Origin of the sequence: Maccoyibacter intestinihominis (assembly GCF_040096355.1) — a bacterium.
GTDB classification, from domain to species: Bacteria; Bacillota; Clostridia; order Lachnospirales; family Lachnospiraceae; genus Maccoyibacter; species Maccoyibacter intestinihominis.
On the sequence record NZ_JBBMEX010000014.1, the window covers coordinates 1 to 20,118 of the forward strand.

Below are 20,118 nucleotides of genomic sequence, written 5' to 3' on the forward strand. Positions count from 1 at the left end.
CTGTCTTACGCGACAACTTCTATATCCTATCACAGCTTTCTGCGTTTGTCAACAGGTTTTTTCATTTTTTTATTTCTTTCGCACCGCACCATTGCGCGGTGGACTTTTATAATAGCACCAAACTTTATGCCTGTCAACTCTTTTTTTCACTTTTTTTATTTATATCGACAAGGCTATCCACATTGCCGGATATATTGCAGTAGCAGAACTGTTTCAACAGCTCTGCTACTGGTGCGTTATGGTGAAAGTAAGTTTTTATCTTTTCACCGGTTTTTATACCTGCTCGCCTACAATTTTATAGTAGGTTTTGGATGTCTTTAAAAATACCAACAGATAAATCAGTGCAAATACAAGAATCGTTCCTGCCATACAGCCGGCAAAAAGTGCCGTGTTGCTCAAGCCAAACAGGGATAGTAATCTTTTTATCATCGGGAATGCCATTCCCACATGGACTGCTGCCATGAGAATCGGTAAGAAGAACACCGTCCTTACCTGGGAGCGGATGGTTGCCTTGACTTCGTTATTGCTCATTCCTACTTTTTCCATAATGGAGAATCTTTCTTTATCATCATATCCTTCTGATATCTGTTTGTAGAAGATGATCAATACGGTGATCATTAAAAACAGAATTCCAAGGAACAGTCCTAAGAAGAGGAAACCTCCATATATCTGATAAAACTCATCCAGATTTGACTGGCGGCTGTCGATCAATATCCTTGCTTTTGCCTGTTCCGGTCCCAGTGCGGTCTTGATGTTTTCAAAACATTCTTTTTTCTGCTCGCTGTCTCCATCTATATCCAGTCGGACTTGTCTTGAGATGGAGCTGGAATTTTCCTGATAGATCTCTTTTTGTAACTGCCACAGGAGTTCCATGTCCTGCACATCATTTACAATAACATAGTAATACTCATCCATTATATCTGCTATGGTCTCGAAATCTTCTGTGTTTTGAAACTGTTTGATCTCTTTTACATGGTAACTTCTGTTTTCTAATACGAGTGTGTCCATGTTTGTCTTCTTGATCGTGAACAGAGCAACTTCGTTTTCTGCCAGTTCCGGTATTTCTTCGTTATACTTTTTTTTACAATCTTCTCTGGTCAATACCACAAATCCGCTGACGCGGTCGCCGGCTGTTTTTACTTTTTCTTTATCTAAAGAATACTGTCCCTGGTCTTTGATCGCCGCAAAATATAATTCAAGATAGTCTTCCTCATGTCGGATCTTTCTTCCACTCTCTTTGACACTTTTTTCCACGATCGGTGCGATACTATCTTCTGACGGTGCTCCTGTATCATAATAGGCTCTGATATTGATCTCATTTGGATATCGTTCTTTCATGATATCCTCAACACCTACATAGAGACTGACTGTTGTCGATACGGCTACCAATACCATGGTGGATAAGATGCAGATGTTTGCAAGTCCCACTGCGTTTTGTTTCATCCGGTAGATCATTCCCGATACGGATGTAAAATGCTTGGTCTGATAATAGTATCCTTTGTTGCGGCGTAAAATTTTTAACAAAGCGATGCTTCCTGCCGTAAACAGCAGATAGGTTCCGATAATTACAAGGATGACTGCTACAAAAAACAGGGTCAGTGCTTTGACCGGATTCTTAGTTGTAATTGCTATGAAATATCCCGTGCCAAGGCAGAGAACTCCAAGCACTGCCATGATCGCTTTGGTCTTTGGCTCCCGCTCACCTTTATTTCCTGACTGTAAAAGCTCTATCGGATTGGCAAGCTGCACCTGAAACAGATCATAGATGTACGTTAACAGATAGACGATCGCAAACAGAATGGCTGTTATCATAACACCTTTTTTTGAAAAGGAAAATGTGATGCCTCCGTTAAATCCTATCATGCGGTAGAGGAGCATACACGCTAACTTATGAAATAATACGCCTGTTACCAGTCCTCCGCCAATTGCTATTATTGCTGTAAAAAATGCTTCTTTTGATAAAATTTTTGCAATATGTCTTTTTTCCATTCCCAGAATGTTATAGATCCCGAGTTCTTTTTTCCTGCGTTTTATGATGAAACTGTTTGTATAAAACAGGAAGATGACTGCAAAGATTCCGATCACACCGATTCCCAGACGGAGGATCAGTCCCAAATCCTTTGCTCCCGGCATGCTCTGTATCCCCGGATTGCTTTCTAATGCGCACATGATGTAAAACATGGCTACGGTTATGATCCCGGTCAGCAGATATGGGAAATAAAACTGCCTGTTATTTTTGATATTGGTGATCGCAAGTTTTGTATACATTCCTTTATTCATTTTGTTCACCGCCCGTCGTTAACATTGTCAGTGTATCTGAAATTTTTGCATAAAGTTCTTCGTTGTTCATGTTTCCACGGTATAACTGATGGAACACTTCGCCGTCTTTGATAAACAGGACTCTTTTTGCATGGCTGGCTGCTTTGGTACTATGTGTTACCATCAAAATGGTCTGTCCCTCCTGATTGACCGCATTGAATAACTGCAGCAATTCGTCGGCTGCTTTTGAGTCAAGCGCTCCGGTCGGTTCATCTGCAAGAACTAACTGTGGTCGGCTGATCAAGGCTCTTGCCACGGCAGTTCTCTGTTTTTGTCCTCCCGAAACTTCATACGGATATTTTTCTAAGAGTTCTTCAATCCCTAACCGTTTTGTGATCGGATGCAGTCTTTTTTCCATTTCCGGATACCGGACACCGGATAAGACCAGCGGCAGCAGGATGTTATCTTTTAAGGAGAAGTTATCTAATAAGTTAAAGTCCTGAAAGACAAATCCTAAATTTTCTCTTCGAAATGCAGAGATTTCTTTTTCGTTGATCTCTACGATGTTCTTTCCATTTAACAGGACTTCTCCACCGGTCGGTTTATCCAGTGCTGCTAAGATGTTTAATAAGGTTGTTTTTCCGGAACCGGATTCTCCCATGATCGCTACATACTCACCTTCCTCTACGGAAAAACTTAAGTTGCTTAATGCCTGTACCTGATTTCCTGAAAAACGTGTGGTGTATATTTTTTTTAAGTGATTGACCTCTAATATTGACATATTCTCTTTTTCCTCCTGATTTTCTTCGCGCGCTCTTTTATGTTCCCAGTATAACAAGAAGGGAAAATGTCTGCCATTCATCCGGCTTACATTTTCCCTTTGTTTCTTACATTCCTGTAAGATTACTCATGAATGCGTTCTTTTGTGATCAATCCGATCTTCACCCGCGTTCCTTTTCCCATTTCCGATTCTATTTCTATACTGTGGGACATTTGCTCTAATACTCTGCGGCAAAGATACAGTCCGATCCCGGTTGAGCGTTTATCGCTATGCCCGTTATAGCCGGTGTAGCCCCGCTCGCAGACTCTCGGTAAGTCTTCTGCCCGTATCCCGATCCCAGTATCTTCTATTATAAGTGTGTCTTCATTTTCCATATAAATAGAAACGGTGCCTTTCGGTGTGTATTTTACGGCATTAGAAAGTATCTGTTCGATCACGAACTCTAACCACTTTTCATCCGTCAGCACTTCAATATTTAACGGCTGGTAATCTAAGCGGATTTTTTTACGGATAAACAGTTTGGCATATTTTCGGACTGCTTCCCGCACAATCTCATCTAAGGAAGTCTTTCGGATCACAAAATCGGTCGTGTCTGAATCTAAGCGGCTGTAATGCAGTGCCATTTCTACATACTGTTCAATATGGAACAGCTCTTCCGCACATTCTCTACTCTTTGGCGTGTCCTCCGACTGCAACAGCAGACGCATTGCCGCGATGGGTGTCTTGATCTGATGCACCCACATGGTGTAATACTCTGCCATATCTTTTTTTCCGGATTCTAAATCATTGACTGCCTTTACTTTATCTTCATGCACGATCTGTAACAGCTTCTGGTAATCTTCTTCGATCTGATCTTTGGGCATGTCCAATGCATTGACGGAAATTTTTACGATTTCCTGTATTTTTTGCAGATTCTGATGTCTTCTATAATAGAGGTAAAAATCCACCCCTCCGATCACCAGTAAAAAGAAGATGCAGAGAATTGTTCCATATATCCACTCTGATATATGAACGCCATTCAGTTCTACGATCACGGACATGGAAAAAATCGTCAGCAATATGACCGCTATCCATCCTAAATTTCTTTTCAGATATGAACTCCAAAGTTTCATCCCAGACGATACCCTATTCCTTTCTTTGTAAGTATAAATTCTTCCAATCCCAAGGCTTCTAATTTTTTTCTCAACCGGTTCACATTGACGGAAAGTGTATTTTCATCTACATAGTTATCACTTTCCCATAGCTTTGTCATCAGCGTTTCCCTGGATACGACTTTTTCTTTATTTTCCATTAATATCTCTAAGATACGAAATTCGTTTTTCGTCAATTCTATCTTTTGCTCCTGATAGGTCAGCGTTGTCTCGTTCAGATTCAGGATCGCTCCTTTATGCTCTAACATACTGCCTGTTCCGGCAAAATCGTAGCTGCGGCGCAGCATTGCCTGGATCTTAACCGTGAGCACTTCGAGATCAAACGGTTTTGGTATAAAATCATCCGCTCCCATATTGACCGCCATGACGATGTTCATGTTATCTGCCGCTGAGGACAGAAAGATGACCGGTACTTTCGATATTTTTCGGATTTCACTGCACCAATGGTATCCGTTAAAAAATGGCAGCGTGATGTCCATAAGCACCAGTTGTGGGTCAAAACGGACAAATTCTGCTACTACATTGGAAAAATCTTCTACGCAGCATACGTCATAATTCCATGCCTGCAGATGTTCCCGTATGCTTCTTGCTATGATCTCATCATCTTCTACCATAAAGATTTTGTACATGATTCTTCCTCGCTATATATTTTAATTTGTTTTCACGTTGTTTTATTTTTATATGAATCTGTTTTTATGTCATATTGCTGCATCAGGCGTTTTGTTTCTTCCCGGACCTGCTCTACTACCGGCTCCGGCCCTACGATTTTCGCCCCCTCACCCAATGCCATGACCCATGACAGGAACTGGCGGCTGACCGCTACCCGGACGCTTGCAGTAAAATGCTTCCCGTCTACCGGTATCATGGATATTTCTTTTCCAAAGCGGTCTATGATGACTCCGGCTAATTCATTGACACATTGTATTTTTACCAACTGCTCTTCACCGCCATACATTCCGAACATTTTTCTGGAGTACACGGCTATGTCAAAGCATTGGAATACCTGTTTTCCTTCGCGTTTTTTTCCGTTCATTTCGATATGGAGCATTTTGTCTACACGGAAGTGTTTGATTTTTTCTTCTACGTCATCATAAGCGATCATGTAATAATTTTCATCATCACAGGATAGCGCCCACGGACTAACTCTATAGAGTGCTCCGCCTTTGCGAAGCTCCATTTCTTTTTTGACATTCCATTGGAAATACCGGAACGTGATCTGGGAATTTTCGGCGATTGCCGTATGAATGGCATCTACATTATAATAGATGCTTTCGTTTATGGTTTTTACCCGCTGTGTTACATAGACCTGACGATGCAGTTTGGATGCCTCATACTTACTTGCTAATCCTTCTATTTTTTTGATCAGCTCATTTGTCTTTTTGGCTGTAATAAATCTTGCAGACTGCACAGAGTCAACCAGCAGTTTCAATTCTGCCAATTCAAACTGCCGGTTAACTACCTGATAACAATAAGTTCTGCCTTCCTGCGTTCCGATAATTTCCAGTCCATAGGTACGCAGGCATTCAATATCGTCATACAGACTCTTCCGCTCTGCCGTAATCCCATATGCCTTTAAGGCAGTTATCATCTCCGCCATAGTGATACTGTGCGTTTCATCTGTCTTTTCCATTAAGATCTGCATCAAATAGATGAGTTTTAATTTCTGTTTTGACCGTTCTGCCATGACTTCCTCCCGCATGATCTGCTAATCCTTTCTTACAGAATATCACAAAATCATGCGTTCTGTCAGCTATTTAGAAGTCTTTCGGCATAATATACAGACTGCATGGCATCTTTTCCATAAAAATCTGCCCCTATCATGTCTGCATATTCCTGTGTCAGCACCGCTCCGCCAACCATGATCTTGCACCATGGTGCTTCTTTGTGCAGTTCTTTGATACTTTCTTCCATATTAACTACCGTGGTTGTCATTAATGCACTCAGTCCAACCAGCGGCGCATGTTTATCCACGACGGTTTCTACGATTTTTTCCGGCGGCACGTCTTTTCCGAGGTCTATGACTTCATATCCATAGTTCTCTAACAGGACTTTTACGATATTTTTTCCGATATCGTGGATGTCTCCTTTGACGGTAGCAATGACGATCGTTGCTTTTTTCTCCTGTGCTTCTCCGTGACTCTGCACATACTGCCGGATCGCCTCGAACCCTGCCTTGGCTGCTTCTGCACTCATTAAAAGCTGTGGCAGGAACATGGTTCCTTTTTCAAATCCCTGTCCGACTACATCCAGTGCCGGAACCAGTTCCCCATTGATGATCTCCATCGGTTCTTTTGTCTTTAGTTCTTCTTCCGTTGCCCGATACGCCTGATCTTTTAAGCCTTTGATGATGCTGTCGGTCAGGTTGAGCTTCGCTGCGGCCGGTTTTGCCGCTGCATTCGGGGCATCGGTTACGGCATAGTTTTCAATATAATTCATGCACTGGGCATCATATCCGCCGAGTACGCAGAAGGTATCGTATGCCTGCCGCATGGCTTTTGCATTCGGATTGATGATCCCTGCCGAGAGTCCGTTGTTCATTGCCATTGTAAAAAATGCTGCATTGATCAGCTCACGCTGCGGCAGTCCAAAGGATATATTCGACACGCCAAGCACGGTTTTTCCACCTCTTGCCGTGATCTCTTTTACGGTATCTAACGTAATCTTTGCGGACTCGTTATTTGTACTCATGGTCATAACCAAGGCATCGATGACGATATCTTTTCTGCTGATCCCGTATTTTTCACCTGTCTGATATATTTTTTCGGCTATCGCAAGTCTGCCCTCGGTGGTGTCCGGAATGCCATCTTCATCTAACGCCAGTCCGACTACGACTCCTCCATATTTTTTTACAAGCGGAAATACCTGTTCCATGATCTCTGCTTTTCCATTGACGGAGTTGATCATCGGTTTTCCGTTATAGATCCTGAGCGCCCGTTCCATTGCTTCCATATTCGTGGTATCGATCTGAAGCGGGATCGGCATGATGCTCTGCAGTTCGTAAACGATCGTTTCCATCATGGCTGCTTCGTCAATTTCCGGCAGTCCTACGTTGACATCTAAGATATGTGCACCGGAGTCTTCCTGTTTGACCCCTTCTTCTAAGATGTAGTCGATGTTGTGATCCCTGAGTGCCTGTTTAAATTTGGACTTTCCGGTAGGATTGATACGCTCTCCGATGATGACCGGTCTGCCGCCTAATTCAACTGCCGTAGAGTAGGAGGTAACAAAGGTATAGTTCTTCGGTGCGATCGGCACCGGTGTGATTTCTTTGCATTTTTCTACCATTGCCTGTATATGCGCAGGCGTGGTTCCGCAACAGCCTCCGGCGAACCAGGCTCCCATGGTTACGATCTCTTCCATGTCTTCGGCAAATTCCTCTGCTCCTACGTCGAAGACGGTCTTTCCGTTTTCCGAACGCGGAAGTCCCGCATTTGGATTGACGATCACCGGTATGGAGGCATATTTCAGCAGTTCTTTTACGATCTCTTTCATCTGTTTTGGTCCAAGGCCGCAGTTGATCCCCAGTGCGTCTACCCCAAGTCCTTCTAACAGTGACACTACTACCTGCGGACTGGCTCCCGTCAACATCTTTTTGCTTTCGTCAAAGATGACCGTTGCCATGATCGGCAATGTGGAATTCTCTTTTGCCGCTAATACTGCTGCTTTCAGTTCATAGGTATCGCTCATGGTCTCTATCAGTATGAGATCCGCTCCTGCTTTTTCTCCCACTCGGATGATCTCTGCAAATACCCCGACTGCCTCTTCAAAATCCAGGGTTCCCATCGGCTTTAAGAGTTTTCCGGTGGAGCCGATGTCTAAGGCTACATATGCTTTTTTTCCACTCTCTGCTACGGCTTTTTTTGCATTTGCTACTCCCGCCGTTACGATTTTTTCTAAATCTTCTCCGTATTTAAAGCGGTTGGCGCCAAAAGTGTTCGCCAATATGATGTCTGCCCCTGCCGCTAAATACGCTTTATGTATCTGTATGATCGGCTCCGGATTCTTCAGATTCCATGTTTCCGGAAGTTCTCCTGCCTGTAATCCCTGTTCCTGAAGAAGTGTTCCCATTCCTCCATCAAAAAACAGTATTCTTTTTCCTATTTCTTCTCTGATCGTCATAGTTACCTCTTAGTCTTGCCGTCTGTATGCACAGTTTTTATTTCTACAGGACTCGCAGCCCTCGATATGGCATTTAGTCTGCTCCCTGCTCAGTCCCATAACCGCTGTTACCGATTTTTCCGGTATCATAACTCCGCCCTCCGAGAGTACGATCCCGATTTTTTTAGTTGCTTCTAACACTCTTAAAAATTCTGCCTGATAGGTTAAGGACAGATCTCCATATCCCGGACTGTATCTGGATCTTACATAAAAACCTTCTGCCGCTGCCTGTTCTTCGATTTTTTTCTGGCATTGGTTACAATAGTCCTCGATCGCCGCTGCCCCGACTGCCTGCAATACTGCTGCCTTGCTGATCTGCAGTCTGGAATACCGGTTCATTAATATGTCCGGCTCGTTTCCTAAGGTTGCTGCAAAAAATACGATTTTTTCACAGCCTCTTAAGTTTTTTGCCAGATTTCTGCTCTGCATCTTCATTCCCGCCGCTTCTATCTGATCTTCTTTTAATTTTAAATCGAAGATCCTGTATATCGACCGGGGCTGTGCTATTTTTTCTATCTGTCGGATACATTCCTCTATCAGTTCTGTTGTCCGCTCATCCGGATTATTTTTCCCATATCCTAAGTACCGCTCTACCTCTTTTTTATTAATCATGGATGATCTCCGACAGGTTCTTTTGGATTCCTGCCGCTACTTCCGGTTTATTCATCGAATACACATGGATGTTATGGATTCCATTTGCGATCAAATCGATGATCTGATCGGTCGCATAAGCAATTCCTGCCTGCTGCATCGCTTTTGGATTGTCCCCGAAGCAGTCCACCAGATTTCGGAATCTTTCCGGCATGTTCGTTCCCGCTAACGTACAGGCTGTCTTTACCTGTGACGCTCTTGTGATCGGCATGATTCCCGGTATGATCGGTACCGTGATCCCTTTTTCCCTGACCCGGTAGAGGAAATTATAATAGATGTTGTTGTCAAAAAACATCTGGGTTGTGAGGTAGTCACATCCCGCATCTACTTTTTTCTTTAGATATGTAATGTCTTCTTTTTTATTATGGGCATCTACATGCCCTTCCGGATAGCAGGCACCTCCTACGCAAAAATCTCCTCTTGCTTTGATATGCTCTACTAACTCGGATGCATAGTGAAAATCTGTAAACGGTTCTCCTTCAAAATCCTTTGGCCGGTCGCCCCGAAGTGCCAGTACATTTTCTATTCCTGCTTCTTTCATAGAATCCAGTGTATGGTCGATGTCTTCTTTCGTTGCTCCGACGCAGGTAAGATGGGAAATTGCAGTGATCCCATACTGCTGCTGTATTGCCGATGCGATCTGTACTGTATTCGCTCTGGTGCTTCCGCCCGCACCGTAGGTAACACTCATATAACTTGGATTTAACGCCGCAACATCCAATGCTGCTTTTTTCACGGCTTCGTAATTCGCCTCTGTTTTGGGTGGAAATACTTCAAATGACAATGTGATTTTATCTTTACCAAGAATCTGGCTTAATTTCATGTGACTGCCTCCTTAGACATCTTAAGGATGTCTTTTTTCTGATCATTAAAAGTGTACTATGATTTTGGAGGCAATTCAAGATTTGCTTTCATATGACATTTCTATATTGGGGTATAGGGAAAAGCTATAACAGACGTGTTTCCTAAGAAAATCCTTGAAAAACGCATATATCCGTATTATACTTTTATATATACTTATGCAGAAAGGAGACGTGCGAATGAAAAACGATCGACAAAATACGAAAATGTTAAAAGGTATAAAAGCTAAGCTGCTGAAAATTCTACTTCCTTGTATCGCTATCGCTATTATATCCATTATTGTGATTTCTTATATGGCTTCTAAAAAGATCATTGTCCAAGAGGCAAAAATCTGTTAAGGGCAGAATCTAAAATGAATGCCAAAGAGTTAGAGACCTGGACCACCGGTATTCTTAATACGTTGGATATGTTACAAAACACTTTAGAAACCGTTCCAATGGATGAAGAAACCGAAAAAACTTATCTGGCTACGACTGTAAATATGAATCAGGATTTTCCAAACGGAGTCTACATCGGTGATGACCATGGGAAATATATTGATATGTCCGGCTGGGTTCCGGATGCGGACTATGGGATCACAGAGCGCGACTGGTATAAAGAGGGATTAACCCATAAATCTTTTGCCTTTGGCACACCATATCGCGATGCAGATACCGGCGAATTTATTGTAAGTGCCACAACGTTACTTAAAACCTCTAATGGTGCTAAAACGGTTGCTGCAGCAGATGTTTTTCTAAATTATGCTTCTAAGATGGTATCCGATATCAAAGTTATGGATGATGGTTACGCATTTCTGGTTGATAAAAACAGCCATACCATTTTAGCACACAAAGACCAGAAATTAGTGGCACAAACAATCTCTTCTGACAGCAAAGATTCTTATGTGAAAGCGGTTGCTGATAAGATTGATAAAAAGAATGGAAAAGTTCAAAATGTTACCGTTGGTAATACAGTCTATTATGTAGAGGTCGAACCGATCACAGGAACTGACTGGGTTCTGGTCTCTAATGTAAAAGAAAGTACTGTCCTTGAAGATTTAAAAGGTTTGCAGACCAGAATTATCCTTATTTTAGTCCTGGCAATGGTGATTATCGGATTTTTGATCGAACGAATTGTACACATTGTTGTTGAACCGATCAAAACCCTGACAAAGGATATCGGAAAGATTACTGACGGTGATTTTACGGTAAATGTACAGACCAAAGGCCAGGATGAAGTCGCTGCTATGGGAAATGGTATGCAGAAATTTATTGGTACTATGCGAAATACGATCGGTACTATTTTTTCCATATCCGGACAATTGAATCAACAGGCTGAAAACAGCAGTTCCGTTTCCGAAATATTATATCGCTCCGCGATAACTCAATCTACCTCTATGAAAGAGTTAAATTCCACTGTTGAGGAATTGGCAAACTCCGTAACAGAAGTAGCAGAAAATACAACCTCTCTGGCGATGATCGTTTCTGAAACAGATCAGATCGGACATAACGCCAGTGAAAAGATGAATGATACCGTTGTAATTTCCGGCAAGGGACGGGATGACATGGATAAGGTAAAACATGCCATGGAAACCGTTCAGGCCTCCGTTACCCAATTAGAAACCGCTGTCGGTCATGTCGGTGAATCGACGGAAGAGATTACAAAATTTGTGGAAATTATCGGAGATATTGCCTCCCAGACGAACCTGCTTTCCTTAAATGCAGCCATTGAGGCAGCAAGAGCCGGTGAAGCCGGAAAAGGATTTGCTGTTGTTGCCGAAGAAATCCGCAACCTTGCCGAAACAAGTTCGCAGGCCGTGGACAAAATATCCTCTATTACGGCAGATATTAATACTCTCGTCAGCGATGCCGTGGACAAGACCCAGATAAGTGCCAAACACATCCATGACAGTGAGGAGCTGGTTTCTACCGCGCATCACACATTCCACGATATTTACCAGACGATCGGAGAGACAAGCGAGCTGTTACAGGAAATGATTACGAATGTCAACAAAGTGGATGAAGTTGCAACCTCTGTAGCTGCTATTACAGAAGAACAATCCGCCAGTGCCGAAGAAATCCTTGCAACCTCTGAAGGTCTTGCACAGGAAGCCTTAAGCGTAACCGACAACAGTGAAAATGTAGCACAAGCTGCACAGAATGTAGCCACACAGGCTGAGAAACTCGCAAATGAAATGCATTATTTCAAAATTTAATCCTGTTACAAAAGGGCAGAACCGTTTTCCGGTCTCTGCCCTTTACTTTTTACCTGTATTTGATTCTAAAGTTATTTATAACGGAAGAAGTTCATATTGCATTAACTCGTATTTCAGCTTACTTCCTTCCATGATTTCCGGTGGCAGTAATGCTCTTGCAACTAACTTTAAGTCATCCGATTCGATATCGGTACGTTTTAAATTTGCATAGTCTCCGTCAATGCTGACTACTTCATAAAACCATGTTTCCATTGGTGCTCCTCCTCTTTATGAAATCTGATACTCTTTATATAACAGCTTGCGATATTCTTGATCCTGTGTAGCACGCAGCAGGTCTTGTGTTCTCCCGGCTTCTAAGAGTCTTTCGGTCAGAAGGGCAAACTGTTTTTCGCCTTCTTGGATGCCTTTCTCATATTCATCTTTCCGGACAACTTCAAAGACCGCCTCTTCATCATATTCAAAAATACTCATTTCCACCGCCTCTTTTCTGTTTTGAAGCAGAAACTCCCGCAGGATTCCTTCATTGATACATTCTGTCACTGCACGGTCTACCGCTTCTTCTACTTTCATGCTCTTTGCATAGGTTCGTACTTTCTTTACATAGATGGCATATTCTTTTAAGGTCTGGCACTGCTCTAATAGTTTTTTGTTTTTTCCGAGGTTGATGTTTACGCCCATTATAGCATGATAGATTTGCGGTTACAACCGGATTTATTTTGTTTATTTTTCAGGAAGTGCCGTTATGATCAGATAAATGATCCCTAATACAACGATGGTTCCTACCATGAACGCCAGCATTTCTGCACTGCTTACAACATGTCCCCGAAATACCGGATTGCAGCCCAGCGAATCTGCAATGCCTGTCACTACATCGTCCGGAAATCCCTTGGATTTCATCTCTTCAAATACTCCGCGAAGCATATGGTTTTTAAGCATGGAGGTTCCATAAGTGCTTGGAACATAGGACAATCCTTTCTGAAGTCCTTTGCCAAAATTAGAGATTGGCATATAGGCTCCACAGATGAATCCATATCCGGCACTGACGATCGTTCCTACCGCCGACATCTGTCCCTGTGTTTTTAACGGATAACACACGATGCTCGAAAGCACACTGCCAAACAGTACAAGTACGATAACATCTAAGATCAGATACAGGATATCCGATGTGTTCAGATACCACCCCATCTTACGGATATACCCCATACATAAAAGGAATGCTAACCCATTTACGATAAGCGAATTAAAAACTGTCGAGAAAAAGTACCCTAAATAGATAACCGGTTTTCCTGTCGGTGATACATTAAAATCTTTTCTTGCTCCATTCGCTTTATCCTGGATCATGGTCAGATTGACACAAAAGGTAACGGTAACGCAGCTCACTGCGAGTAATGCTGCCGCTAACTGTGCGGCTACGGTTCCGTTGATCAGTTTATCTGAAACGCTTAGAAACTCCGGCAAGGAGGACTGAAAGGAATCCTTGTATACATTTGAGAGAAATGTTCCATATAACACGATCAATATGACCGGTGTGATCAATGAGGAAAAAAACATTTTTTTCCATTCTTATCATATGCCTTCTCCTATCTGATCATCAGATCTCCATTCGTGCTTTGTATGGTCAGATTGGTTTTTCCATCACCAAATACATAGATGTTTCCGGTTTTTTTGTGGTCCAGATCTGTCTCCAAATCTCCGCCTGTTGTGGTGTATTTGATCTTAGCACCTTTTTCCGGTAAGGAAAGCTCTACATCTCCGCTTGCAGTCGTGATCGCTGCCTCTTGAACCTGCATATTGTCCAATGTAATATCTCCGGAACCGCTGCTGAGATCTCCTTCCTCTGCCACAAACTCTCCGATCTCTATATCACCCGACATGGTTGCCACTAATATTTGCTCCTGCTCTAAATGTTTTGCTTTCACATCCGCGGATGTACTGTGAATGGACAACTGCATGTTTTTTGGCACTTCTATCTGCAAGTGCTTCTCCTTCGGTTTTACTTGAATGGTTGCTCCTGATGCGCAAAAACGGACTTCTAACTGACCGTCTTTGAGATAATAATGCATTTTTGCATCCTCTGTCAGATTTTTTCCACTCTCACGGATCTCAATAGAATCGCCCTCTGATTCCGTGATCTTTATCTCTCCGGAGCGCCAGTATACAGCTAACGTTTGTACTTCATCTGCATTACCTGAAAAATCTCCGGTTTGGTAAGATTCTGCATTTTCGTATGTTTCGCTGTGATATAAGTCCCAGTTTGCAAACGGTACTCCTTCCATGCTGCATCCTGTCAGACACAGCATCAGAAAAAGCAGGCTCAGAGCTGTGACTGCCCGTGATTTCTTTTTTCTTATGTATGATGTGTGGAATGTCTTTAACATCGGTGTCCCTCCTCTATCCGTATTTGTCTGTATTATATGGTTTTATTATACAGAATTTTGGAGAAATCGGATAGAGGGTTTTTTGGGGGGAATGTGCTTATTTTGTAGGTGAACTCTGCAACTCCTTTACCAATCTTCCTCGTCATCATCCATTGCATCATCTACACCATTTGCATAGTCACTGTCATTGTCATATCTGTTATCATCATAATCACCATCCATATAGATGTCATCATACCCCTCATCATAAGAATCGTATGTACTGATTGTTGGGGAACTAGATGTTCCATATGTATTTTTTCTTGTATTATTGCTGTAAGATGAATCAGAATCACTGTTACGATCGTTGTTGATATTACTATATGTTTTTTTGGACGAGCCACTATCAGTGGAACTGTCCGTTGACGATTTGTCATCGGATGATGATTCGTCATCTGTAGAGGATTCCTCCCTATATAACTCGTGATCATAACAGTAATCGCTATCAGGTTCCTGACGTCTGTAGCAACCTGTCTCGATACACCTTGGTCCACTGTCAAACATACTGGCGATCCACCCGGCAAAACAAAAAACTCCTATGATGATAAGCGCTGTTATAAAATTTTTACCTGCCGTATTCTTTTTCATATAAAACACCTTCCTTTTTAAAATATTCTAAGTGTTGCAATTTTTTTGAACTCACTATCTAATAGGACAGCTCCAATCCGAATTGTTTCATTTGCATGTTTATAATTGCGACGATAAAGTTTTGGCACTTTACACATTTCTAAATCAATCACGACGTAATTCATATATACCTGTAAAAACAAACCTGTCAATAAAATAGAGCCATCTAAAAAGCTATTGCTTTCTTAAGATGATTCTATTATGCCAGATTACAAGTCCATAAATCTTCCCTTGCACTTCGAATGTTTGTTCTTAATCTACATTAATCGCACATAATAAGTAGCTTTTCCAGAACCGCCTCTCATCAATTCTCCTTCTTTTACAAGCGTTCTTAATGAACCCTCTATAGAGCTAATACTAAGCGATGGACAAAGTTCTCTGATATCTTGTTTGGAGAACTTGCCAATTTTATTCTTAGTCGCTTTCCGCACCATTTCTAATGCTGGGAGCTTCTCCCCGATGATCTCAAAACGATCTTCAAAATCTTTATATGCTGCAAGTATTGTTCCTAAAAGATACTTTATAAAAGGAACTACATCCTCCTCTCCTTCATGCCAGCCATTCTGAGCTTTCCCCAGCACTTCATAATATAAATCTTTATTCTTAGCAATTTTAGCCTCAAGTGAAATATATTTTCCTACATAAAATCCACTTCTATATAGAAGAAGCGTTGTAAGCAATCTACTCATTCGTCCATTTCCATCATTAAAGGGATGAATACAAAGAAAATCATATATAAATACAGGAATAGCAATCAGTGGTTCAACCTCAAGATTACCAATAACTCTATTGTATTCCTCACAGATTTTTTCAAGTGCCTCTGGTGTTTCAAACGGAGCCATGGGAGTAAAAAACACCTCTGTGTGACCATCCGGATATGTTGCACTGATATAATTCTGCACAGTTTTTGTTTGTCCGGCGATCGGATTATTCATATGACTGTAAAGTATCTTATGGAGCTGAAGAATATAATTCTTTGTTATGGGAATTGCATCAAAACTTTCATGGATAATATTTAATACGTCTCTATATCCCGCTATCTCTTCTTCGTCGCTGCTTTTAGGAGTCGTGCTCTCTTCGACTAACTGCTTTATTCTTGTATTTGTTGTCACAATACCCTCAATCGCATTAGAACTTTCGGTACTCTGAATCTTAGCAATTTCTACAAGTTTCCCTAGTTCATCCGGTCTTTGTTTTAAATATAGTTCCTGCTTACCTGCATATTTATATATTGCAGCAATAAGACTTAGTACCTCAGAATCCCATTTTTGCTCTTTTATTTTACTATAATTGAAGTCTCTCATTCCCTTAATTACGCTCCTTTCCCTTAAATATTACCATGTTTTAAGGAAAAATCAATTGTATTATGTGTATTTTCCCTTAAAAGTTGTATACATTTAAGGGTAACCAATTTAATCTTGCTTATTCAAGACTATTTCAATCTATCTTCCTTTTCTCTGGCGTTTCGATAAAATTAAAATGTTGCTTTTCTCTTAATCATTTTTATCTCCTCATTTTCCTGCATTTACGGAAATTCAACTTCTATAAAAACCTTCTCCTCAGACAAAAACCCCATTCCTCATTTGGTAAAATATGTGTCCTACACACCTTACCGTCTGCTTCAATTATTTCTGGAATTTTATCACGTACTAATTTGTTATCAATACATCACAAATCCGGATAAAACCAATGAAAAACTATTAGTATCTTCTATCGGATGCACAGAAAAAAATGCTCCTGGAGTTTTCCAATTAGCACTCATGGGGAATAGTCAAAAAGCACTGGATGAACAAGTCATAAAAGCCTACCATTTCATTCAATCCTTCGCTCCTACTGATGAGGTAACACCAGAAGAAGCGCATCAAATTGGAATGGATTTTATGAAAAAAACATTTGATGACCGATACGCTTTTCTCTGTTCCACACACGTTGGCAAAAACCATATTCACAACCATTTTGTTATGTGTTCTGCCTCACGTGATATATTAGGAAGAAAGTTAGATGACAACTTATCCCTTCTTCTCTCACTGCGAAAAAACAATGATATTCTTTGCAAGGAACATGGCCTTTCTGTCATCGAAAAGGAAAAGGGGAAATCACAAACCTACAAAGAATGGCTTGCTGAAAAAGAAAATCCTACTGGTTCTAACAAGACAAAGATTCGAAAAATCATTGATAGGACTGTGATGGAGGCAAATGATTTTGACCATTTTCTTTCTCTGATAAAAGCACAGGGAATTGAAACCGACACCGGCACATCCAAAAAATATGGTCCTGTTACCAAATACAAATTTCCGGAAGAAAAACATTTTCACCGGGGCTATTCCCTTGGTACTTTTTATGGGGATGAATCCATCAAGAAACGAATCGAAAGACACATTGCCTTTATGAAATCACAGGAAGAAAAAAAGCAGCTTAGAAAAGAACAGGCTGCTTTACGAAAAGCATTACTCTCTCCTGCAGAAAGGAAATTGGATAAATCAAAAGTGAAAATCAGATCTATTCGTGAGCAGTCCTTTGACAACATTTCCAAAGATTCCATCGGGAAACTTCGCTGGACAAACAAGCAAAATGCTATGCGCTTTGAACAGATTTCCTTAGAGGTTAAAGAAAAATACGGAATTGCATATAGTGACATTAAAGGGCACATTTCTTCACTACGAGCAGACAACAATCGCTTATCCACACAGATTACAAAATCCAAAAAAGACTTAGAAGAACTGCGTTCTTTTGTCGAAAATTGCGTCGCTTATAAGCGGTATAAAATCCATTCCATCAATGAAGAAAAAGCCTCTGACAAGGAAAAATATTATGAAGCACACGACAGTCAGCTAGATGCTTTCCATGATGCAGTCTTTGCTCTAGAACGCCGAAACATTGATCTTGATTCCATCACCTACGAAGGTATCAAAATCATGCAGCAAAAAGTTACAGAAGCAGAAACTGAAATCAAACGGCAGGAAGATATCAAGCGACAAAATGAACGGGATTTAAAAGAACTTTCCGATTATCAAAAGGAAATTGACCTTTATTTTGGACGGATGAATGATGAGATTTAGTTTTTTAAAGAGGTTGCACATAATCCTGATCATCCGGCAAATCTTGATGTATTGATCCAGAATTTTGACTGTGCATTGTCTCATCCTGATGCCAATGACCTGGAATATAAAAACCCTCTTGAACTGAATTTTTATCCAGTCCAAGAGGATTTTCTCTTTTTTACTTTTCTTGCAAACAGCCTAAAAGATTATAACTTTTCTAACTTTTCCAAAAACGCAACATAAAATTCCCGTTCTTTAATACAAGCTTGCTGAACCTCTATACTTTTGGGAGTGTATACTACCGGGTGATCCAAATTATAAAGTGCTTGTTTCGTTGCCTGGATTGCAGATTCTGTTGTATTACCCAAAATATCCAGATTATCCACATCTCCTTCTCCCTTAAGCTGTTTGTTAAGCCTTTGCACCATCATTTGCGATATGTGGCTCAACATTCCGTTCCCCTTTATTCCTAAGCCATTCGCATTTACTTCTTTAGCCGCTTCCATCCATGCGTCTTTTACATCTTGCGGAGCATTCGGACCAATCATAGCAAATGCTTTTTCATCAAAGTCTGCTTCTGGCATATACCTATTTGTGTTTTCGCTTTCTTTGACAGCCTGTTCAGCATTAAATTGAGGAACATTACCATTCCTATGCTTAATATCATATGGCACACCACTCATGGAATAACTAGAACTAATCTGCATAGCGCAACTCCTCCTTAATACACATTAAACCTTACCGACGTAACATTTACTAATCAATATTTACTTGTAAACTCTTCATAGAAAATACTTTCTTCATCCGCTGTTGTATCCTTATCTATGAATTCCTGCAAGTCTTTTTTCATATTATCAAATACTTCCTGACTATGACTTTTATTACAAAAAGCTGTATGCATCATACATCCATATACTCCACATGTAATTGCATCATATCTTTCACATCTTGTTATATCGTTGCGAACAATCTTAAATGGCATTGTGGCACCTCTTTATTTTCTAATCCTCCTCCAATCTGCAATAACATTATCCTCCCCTCTTGTACTTGTACCCCAATACCCCGGATGTGCTACAGGGTATATATATGTTTCTCCATAAGTATAAGGTTCTCCAGTTCCTATAAGTTCAGATACTCTATTGCAGGAAAACTTTTTATCAAGCAGAGTTCGTATTACAACCACGGATGTATCAAGACCCAGACAGATTATGTTTTCCGGCTCTATAATGTCAATCAGTGATTTTATTTCGGCTGCATCATTTGCCAATATCTTTCTGGTCATATTTCCAGAATACTTATCTCTGCGATAGCCCAAATTACAATTGCAGAAAAACAAATCTGGATATTTTTTCTTGTCAATTTCATTTTTACCAAGCAGTTCAAAGTATCTGACAATATTTTTATCCGTCTGTGAATCCCTTGCTTCCAAATCTACATTTTTATGGAACATCACTTCTACGCCATCATTCATTTTACGGACATTTGCAATCGTACCCTTTAGTTCTTCCTTTTCAGGTGGTCCGAAATCCTGACCTATCAGCATATACTTAATATGTGGTGTCTTCTTGGCGTAATCTCTCCCTTGCCAATATGTCCATAGGTTAATTTCCTGACACAAATCTTCTCCCTGACGTAAATCGCACCAGCCAAGTGTCAGGTTCTTTGTGTATATAGGATTTTTACGATATTTGTTTTTTACATTTTCTATCAGCTTGCAATAAGCTGCGGATTTTTTTTCATTCATTTTATGTATATTCACCTCAAAAATTCACTGTTTTATTTTAACACTTTCCTTATCTGCTTATCCGTTGCCTCTGGATACATCTCATGCATATAATCTACAATCTGCTTCCATGAATCCTGCGGACTATCCTTATAACAGGAAGTCACATAATCGTATCCATAGATATGCTCAATAGATGAATAACTTTATATGCGCCTGGAATTCTTCCCTCGCTGCACAGAACTCTAATACGCC

Annotated in this window: 21 protein-coding genes; 3 read left to right on the forward strand and 18 right to left on the reverse strand. The window is 40.9% G+C overall.

Annotation, left to right across the window (positions count from 1 at the left end; all coding sequences use genetic code 11):
* Window positions 1-273: 273 nt before the first annotated feature.
* The 8 genes from WMO43_RS11945 to metF form a co-directional block, all read right to left on the reverse strand.
* A complete protein-coding gene (locus WMO43_RS11945; protein ID WP_353531356.1) occupies window positions 274-2,280 on the reverse strand; it encodes an FtsX-like permease family protein in 2,007 nt (668 codons plus the stop codon).
* On the reverse strand, window positions 2,273-3,040 hold the full coding sequence (locus WMO43_RS11950; protein WP_353531357.1) for an ABC transporter ATP-binding protein: 768 nt from the start codon (window positions 3,038-3,040) through the stop codon (window positions 2,273-2,275). Before WMO43_RS11950 ends, WMO43_RS11945 begins: the two co-directional genes overlap by 8 nt.
* A 122-nt stretch (window positions 3,041-3,162) precedes the next feature.
* Entirely contained in the window at window positions 3,163-4,152 is a 990-nt protein-coding gene (locus WMO43_RS11955; RefSeq protein ID WP_353531358.1) for a sensor histidine kinase, read from the reverse strand.
* Window positions 4,149-4,820: a response regulator transcription factor gene (locus WMO43_RS11960; protein ID WP_353531359.1), complete on the reverse strand. Its 672-nt coding sequence runs from the start codon at window positions 4,818-4,820 to the stop codon at window positions 4,149-4,151. Before WMO43_RS11960 ends, WMO43_RS11955 begins: the two co-directional genes overlap by 4 nt.
* Window positions 4,821-4,852: 32 nt before the next feature.
* Window positions 4,853-5,875 (reverse strand): helix-turn-helix transcriptional regulator, encoded by a 1,023-nt coding sequence (locus tag WMO43_RS11965; protein ID WP_353531360.1) that lies wholly within the window; start codon window positions 5,873-5,875, stop codon window positions 4,853-4,855.
* A 62-nt stretch (window positions 5,876-5,937) separates the two neighbouring features.
* Window positions 5,938-8,310 carry a homocysteine S-methyltransferase family protein gene (locus WMO43_RS11970; RefSeq protein ID WP_353531361.1) on the reverse strand — a complete coding sequence of 791 codons (2,373 nt, stop codon included), beginning with the start codon at window positions 8,308-8,310 and terminating at the stop codon, window positions 5,938-5,940.
* A gap of 9 nt (window positions 8,311-8,319) precedes the next feature.
* Window positions 8,320-8,961, reverse strand: coding sequence for a vitamin B12 dependent-methionine synthase activation domain-containing protein (locus WMO43_RS11975; protein WP_353531362.1), 642 nt, complete (start codon window positions 8,959-8,961; stop codon window positions 8,320-8,322).
* The gene (gene metF / locus WMO43_RS11980) at window positions 8,954-9,823 is read right to left on the reverse strand and encodes a methylenetetrahydrofolate reductase [NAD(P)H] (protein ID WP_353531364.1); all 870 of its coding nucleotides are present in this window, start codon (window positions 9,821-9,823) and stop codon (window positions 8,954-8,956) included. Before metF ends, WMO43_RS11975 begins: the two co-directional genes overlap by 8 nt.
* A 217-nt stretch (window positions 9,824-10,040) precedes the next feature.
* Here metF and WMO43_RS11985 point away from each other — a divergent pair, with 217 nt between their 5' ends.
* Both WMO43_RS11985 and WMO43_RS11990 read left to right on the forward strand, forming a co-directional pair.
* Window positions 10,041-10,199: a hypothetical protein gene (locus WMO43_RS11985; protein ID WP_353531365.1), complete on the forward strand. Its 159-nt coding sequence runs from the start codon at window positions 10,041-10,043 to the stop codon at window positions 10,197-10,199.
* A 14-nt stretch (window positions 10,200-10,213) separates the two neighbouring features.
* Complete coding sequence (locus tag WMO43_RS11990) at window positions 10,214-12,055, forward strand: methyl-accepting chemotaxis protein (protein ID WP_353531366.1); 1,842 nt, start codon at window positions 10,214-10,216, stop codon at window positions 12,053-12,055.
* A 75-nt stretch (window positions 12,056-12,130) separates the two neighbouring features.
* Here WMO43_RS11990 and WMO43_RS11995 read toward each other — a convergent pair whose 3' ends face one another.
* The 6 genes from WMO43_RS11995 to WMO43_RS12020 form a co-directional block, all read right to left on the reverse strand.
* Window positions 12,131-12,307 (reverse strand): chorismate--pyruvate lyase, encoded by a 177-nt coding sequence (locus WMO43_RS11995; protein ID WP_177962620.1) that lies wholly within the window; start codon window positions 12,305-12,307, stop codon window positions 12,131-12,133.
* 15 nt (window positions 12,308-12,322) lie between these two features.
* Window positions 12,323-12,733, reverse strand: coding sequence for a hypothetical protein (locus WMO43_RS12000; protein ID WP_177962619.1), 411 nt, complete (start codon window positions 12,731-12,733; stop codon window positions 12,323-12,325).
* 42 nt (window positions 12,734-12,775) lie between these two features.
* Entirely contained in the window at window positions 12,776-13,606 is an 831-nt protein-coding gene (locus WMO43_RS12005) for an ABC transporter permease (protein ID WP_353531368.1), read from the reverse strand.
* A gap of 29 nt (window positions 13,607-13,635) precedes the next feature.
* Entirely contained in the window at window positions 13,636-14,433 is a 798-nt protein-coding gene (locus WMO43_RS12010) for a DUF4097 family beta strand repeat-containing protein (protein ID WP_353531369.1), read from the reverse strand.
* A 126-nt stretch (window positions 14,434-14,559) separates the two neighbouring features.
* On the reverse strand, window positions 14,560-15,060 hold the full coding sequence (locus WMO43_RS12015) for a hypothetical protein (protein WP_353531370.1): 501 nt from the start codon (window positions 15,058-15,060) through the stop codon (window positions 14,560-14,562).
* Between the two features lie 296 nt (window positions 15,061-15,356).
* Window positions 15,357-16,403 carry a Fic family protein gene (locus WMO43_RS12020; RefSeq protein WP_353531371.1) on the reverse strand — a complete coding sequence of 349 codons (1,047 nt, stop codon included), beginning with the start codon at window positions 16,401-16,403 and terminating at the stop codon, window positions 15,357-15,359.
* Window positions 16,404-16,694: 291 nt separating this feature from the next.
* On the opposite strand from WMO43_RS12020, the gene WMO43_RS12025 reads away from it, so the two are divergent.
* Window positions 16,695-18,158 carry a relaxase/mobilization nuclease domain-containing protein gene (locus WMO43_RS12025; RefSeq protein WP_353531372.1) on the forward strand — a complete coding sequence of 488 codons (1,464 nt, stop codon included), beginning with the start codon at window positions 16,695-16,697 and terminating at the stop codon, window positions 18,156-18,158.
* Window positions 18,159-18,346: 188 nt separating this feature from the next.
* Here WMO43_RS12025 and WMO43_RS12030 read toward each other — a convergent pair whose 3' ends face one another.
* Genes WMO43_RS12030 through WMO43_RS14210 form a run of 4 tightly spaced genes read right to left on the reverse strand, consistent with a single transcriptional unit; the run spans window position 18,347 to window position 20,057 of the window.
* The gene (locus WMO43_RS12030; protein WP_353531373.1) at window positions 18,347-18,847 is read right to left on the reverse strand and encodes a hypothetical protein; all 501 of its coding nucleotides are present in this window, start codon (window positions 18,845-18,847) and stop codon (window positions 18,347-18,349) included.
* Window positions 18,848-18,900: 53 nt separating this feature from the next.
* The gene (locus tag WMO43_RS12035; RefSeq protein ID WP_353531374.1) at window positions 18,901-19,122 is read right to left on the reverse strand and encodes a hypothetical protein; all 222 of its coding nucleotides are present in this window, start codon (window positions 19,120-19,122) and stop codon (window positions 18,901-18,903) included.
* 12 nt (window positions 19,123-19,134) lie between these two features.
* Window positions 19,135-19,884, reverse strand: a complete 750-nt coding sequence (locus WMO43_RS12040; protein ID WP_353531376.1) for a hypothetical protein — start codon at window positions 19,882-19,884, stop codon at window positions 19,135-19,137.
* Window positions 19,885-19,916: 32 nt separating this feature from the next.
* The gene (locus tag WMO43_RS14210) at window positions 19,917-20,057 is read right to left on the reverse strand and encodes an AlkZ-related protein (protein ID WP_434784186.1); all 141 of its coding nucleotides are present in this window, start codon (window positions 20,055-20,057) and stop codon (window positions 19,917-19,919) included.
* Between the last annotated feature and the right edge of the window lie 61 nt (window positions 20,058-20,118).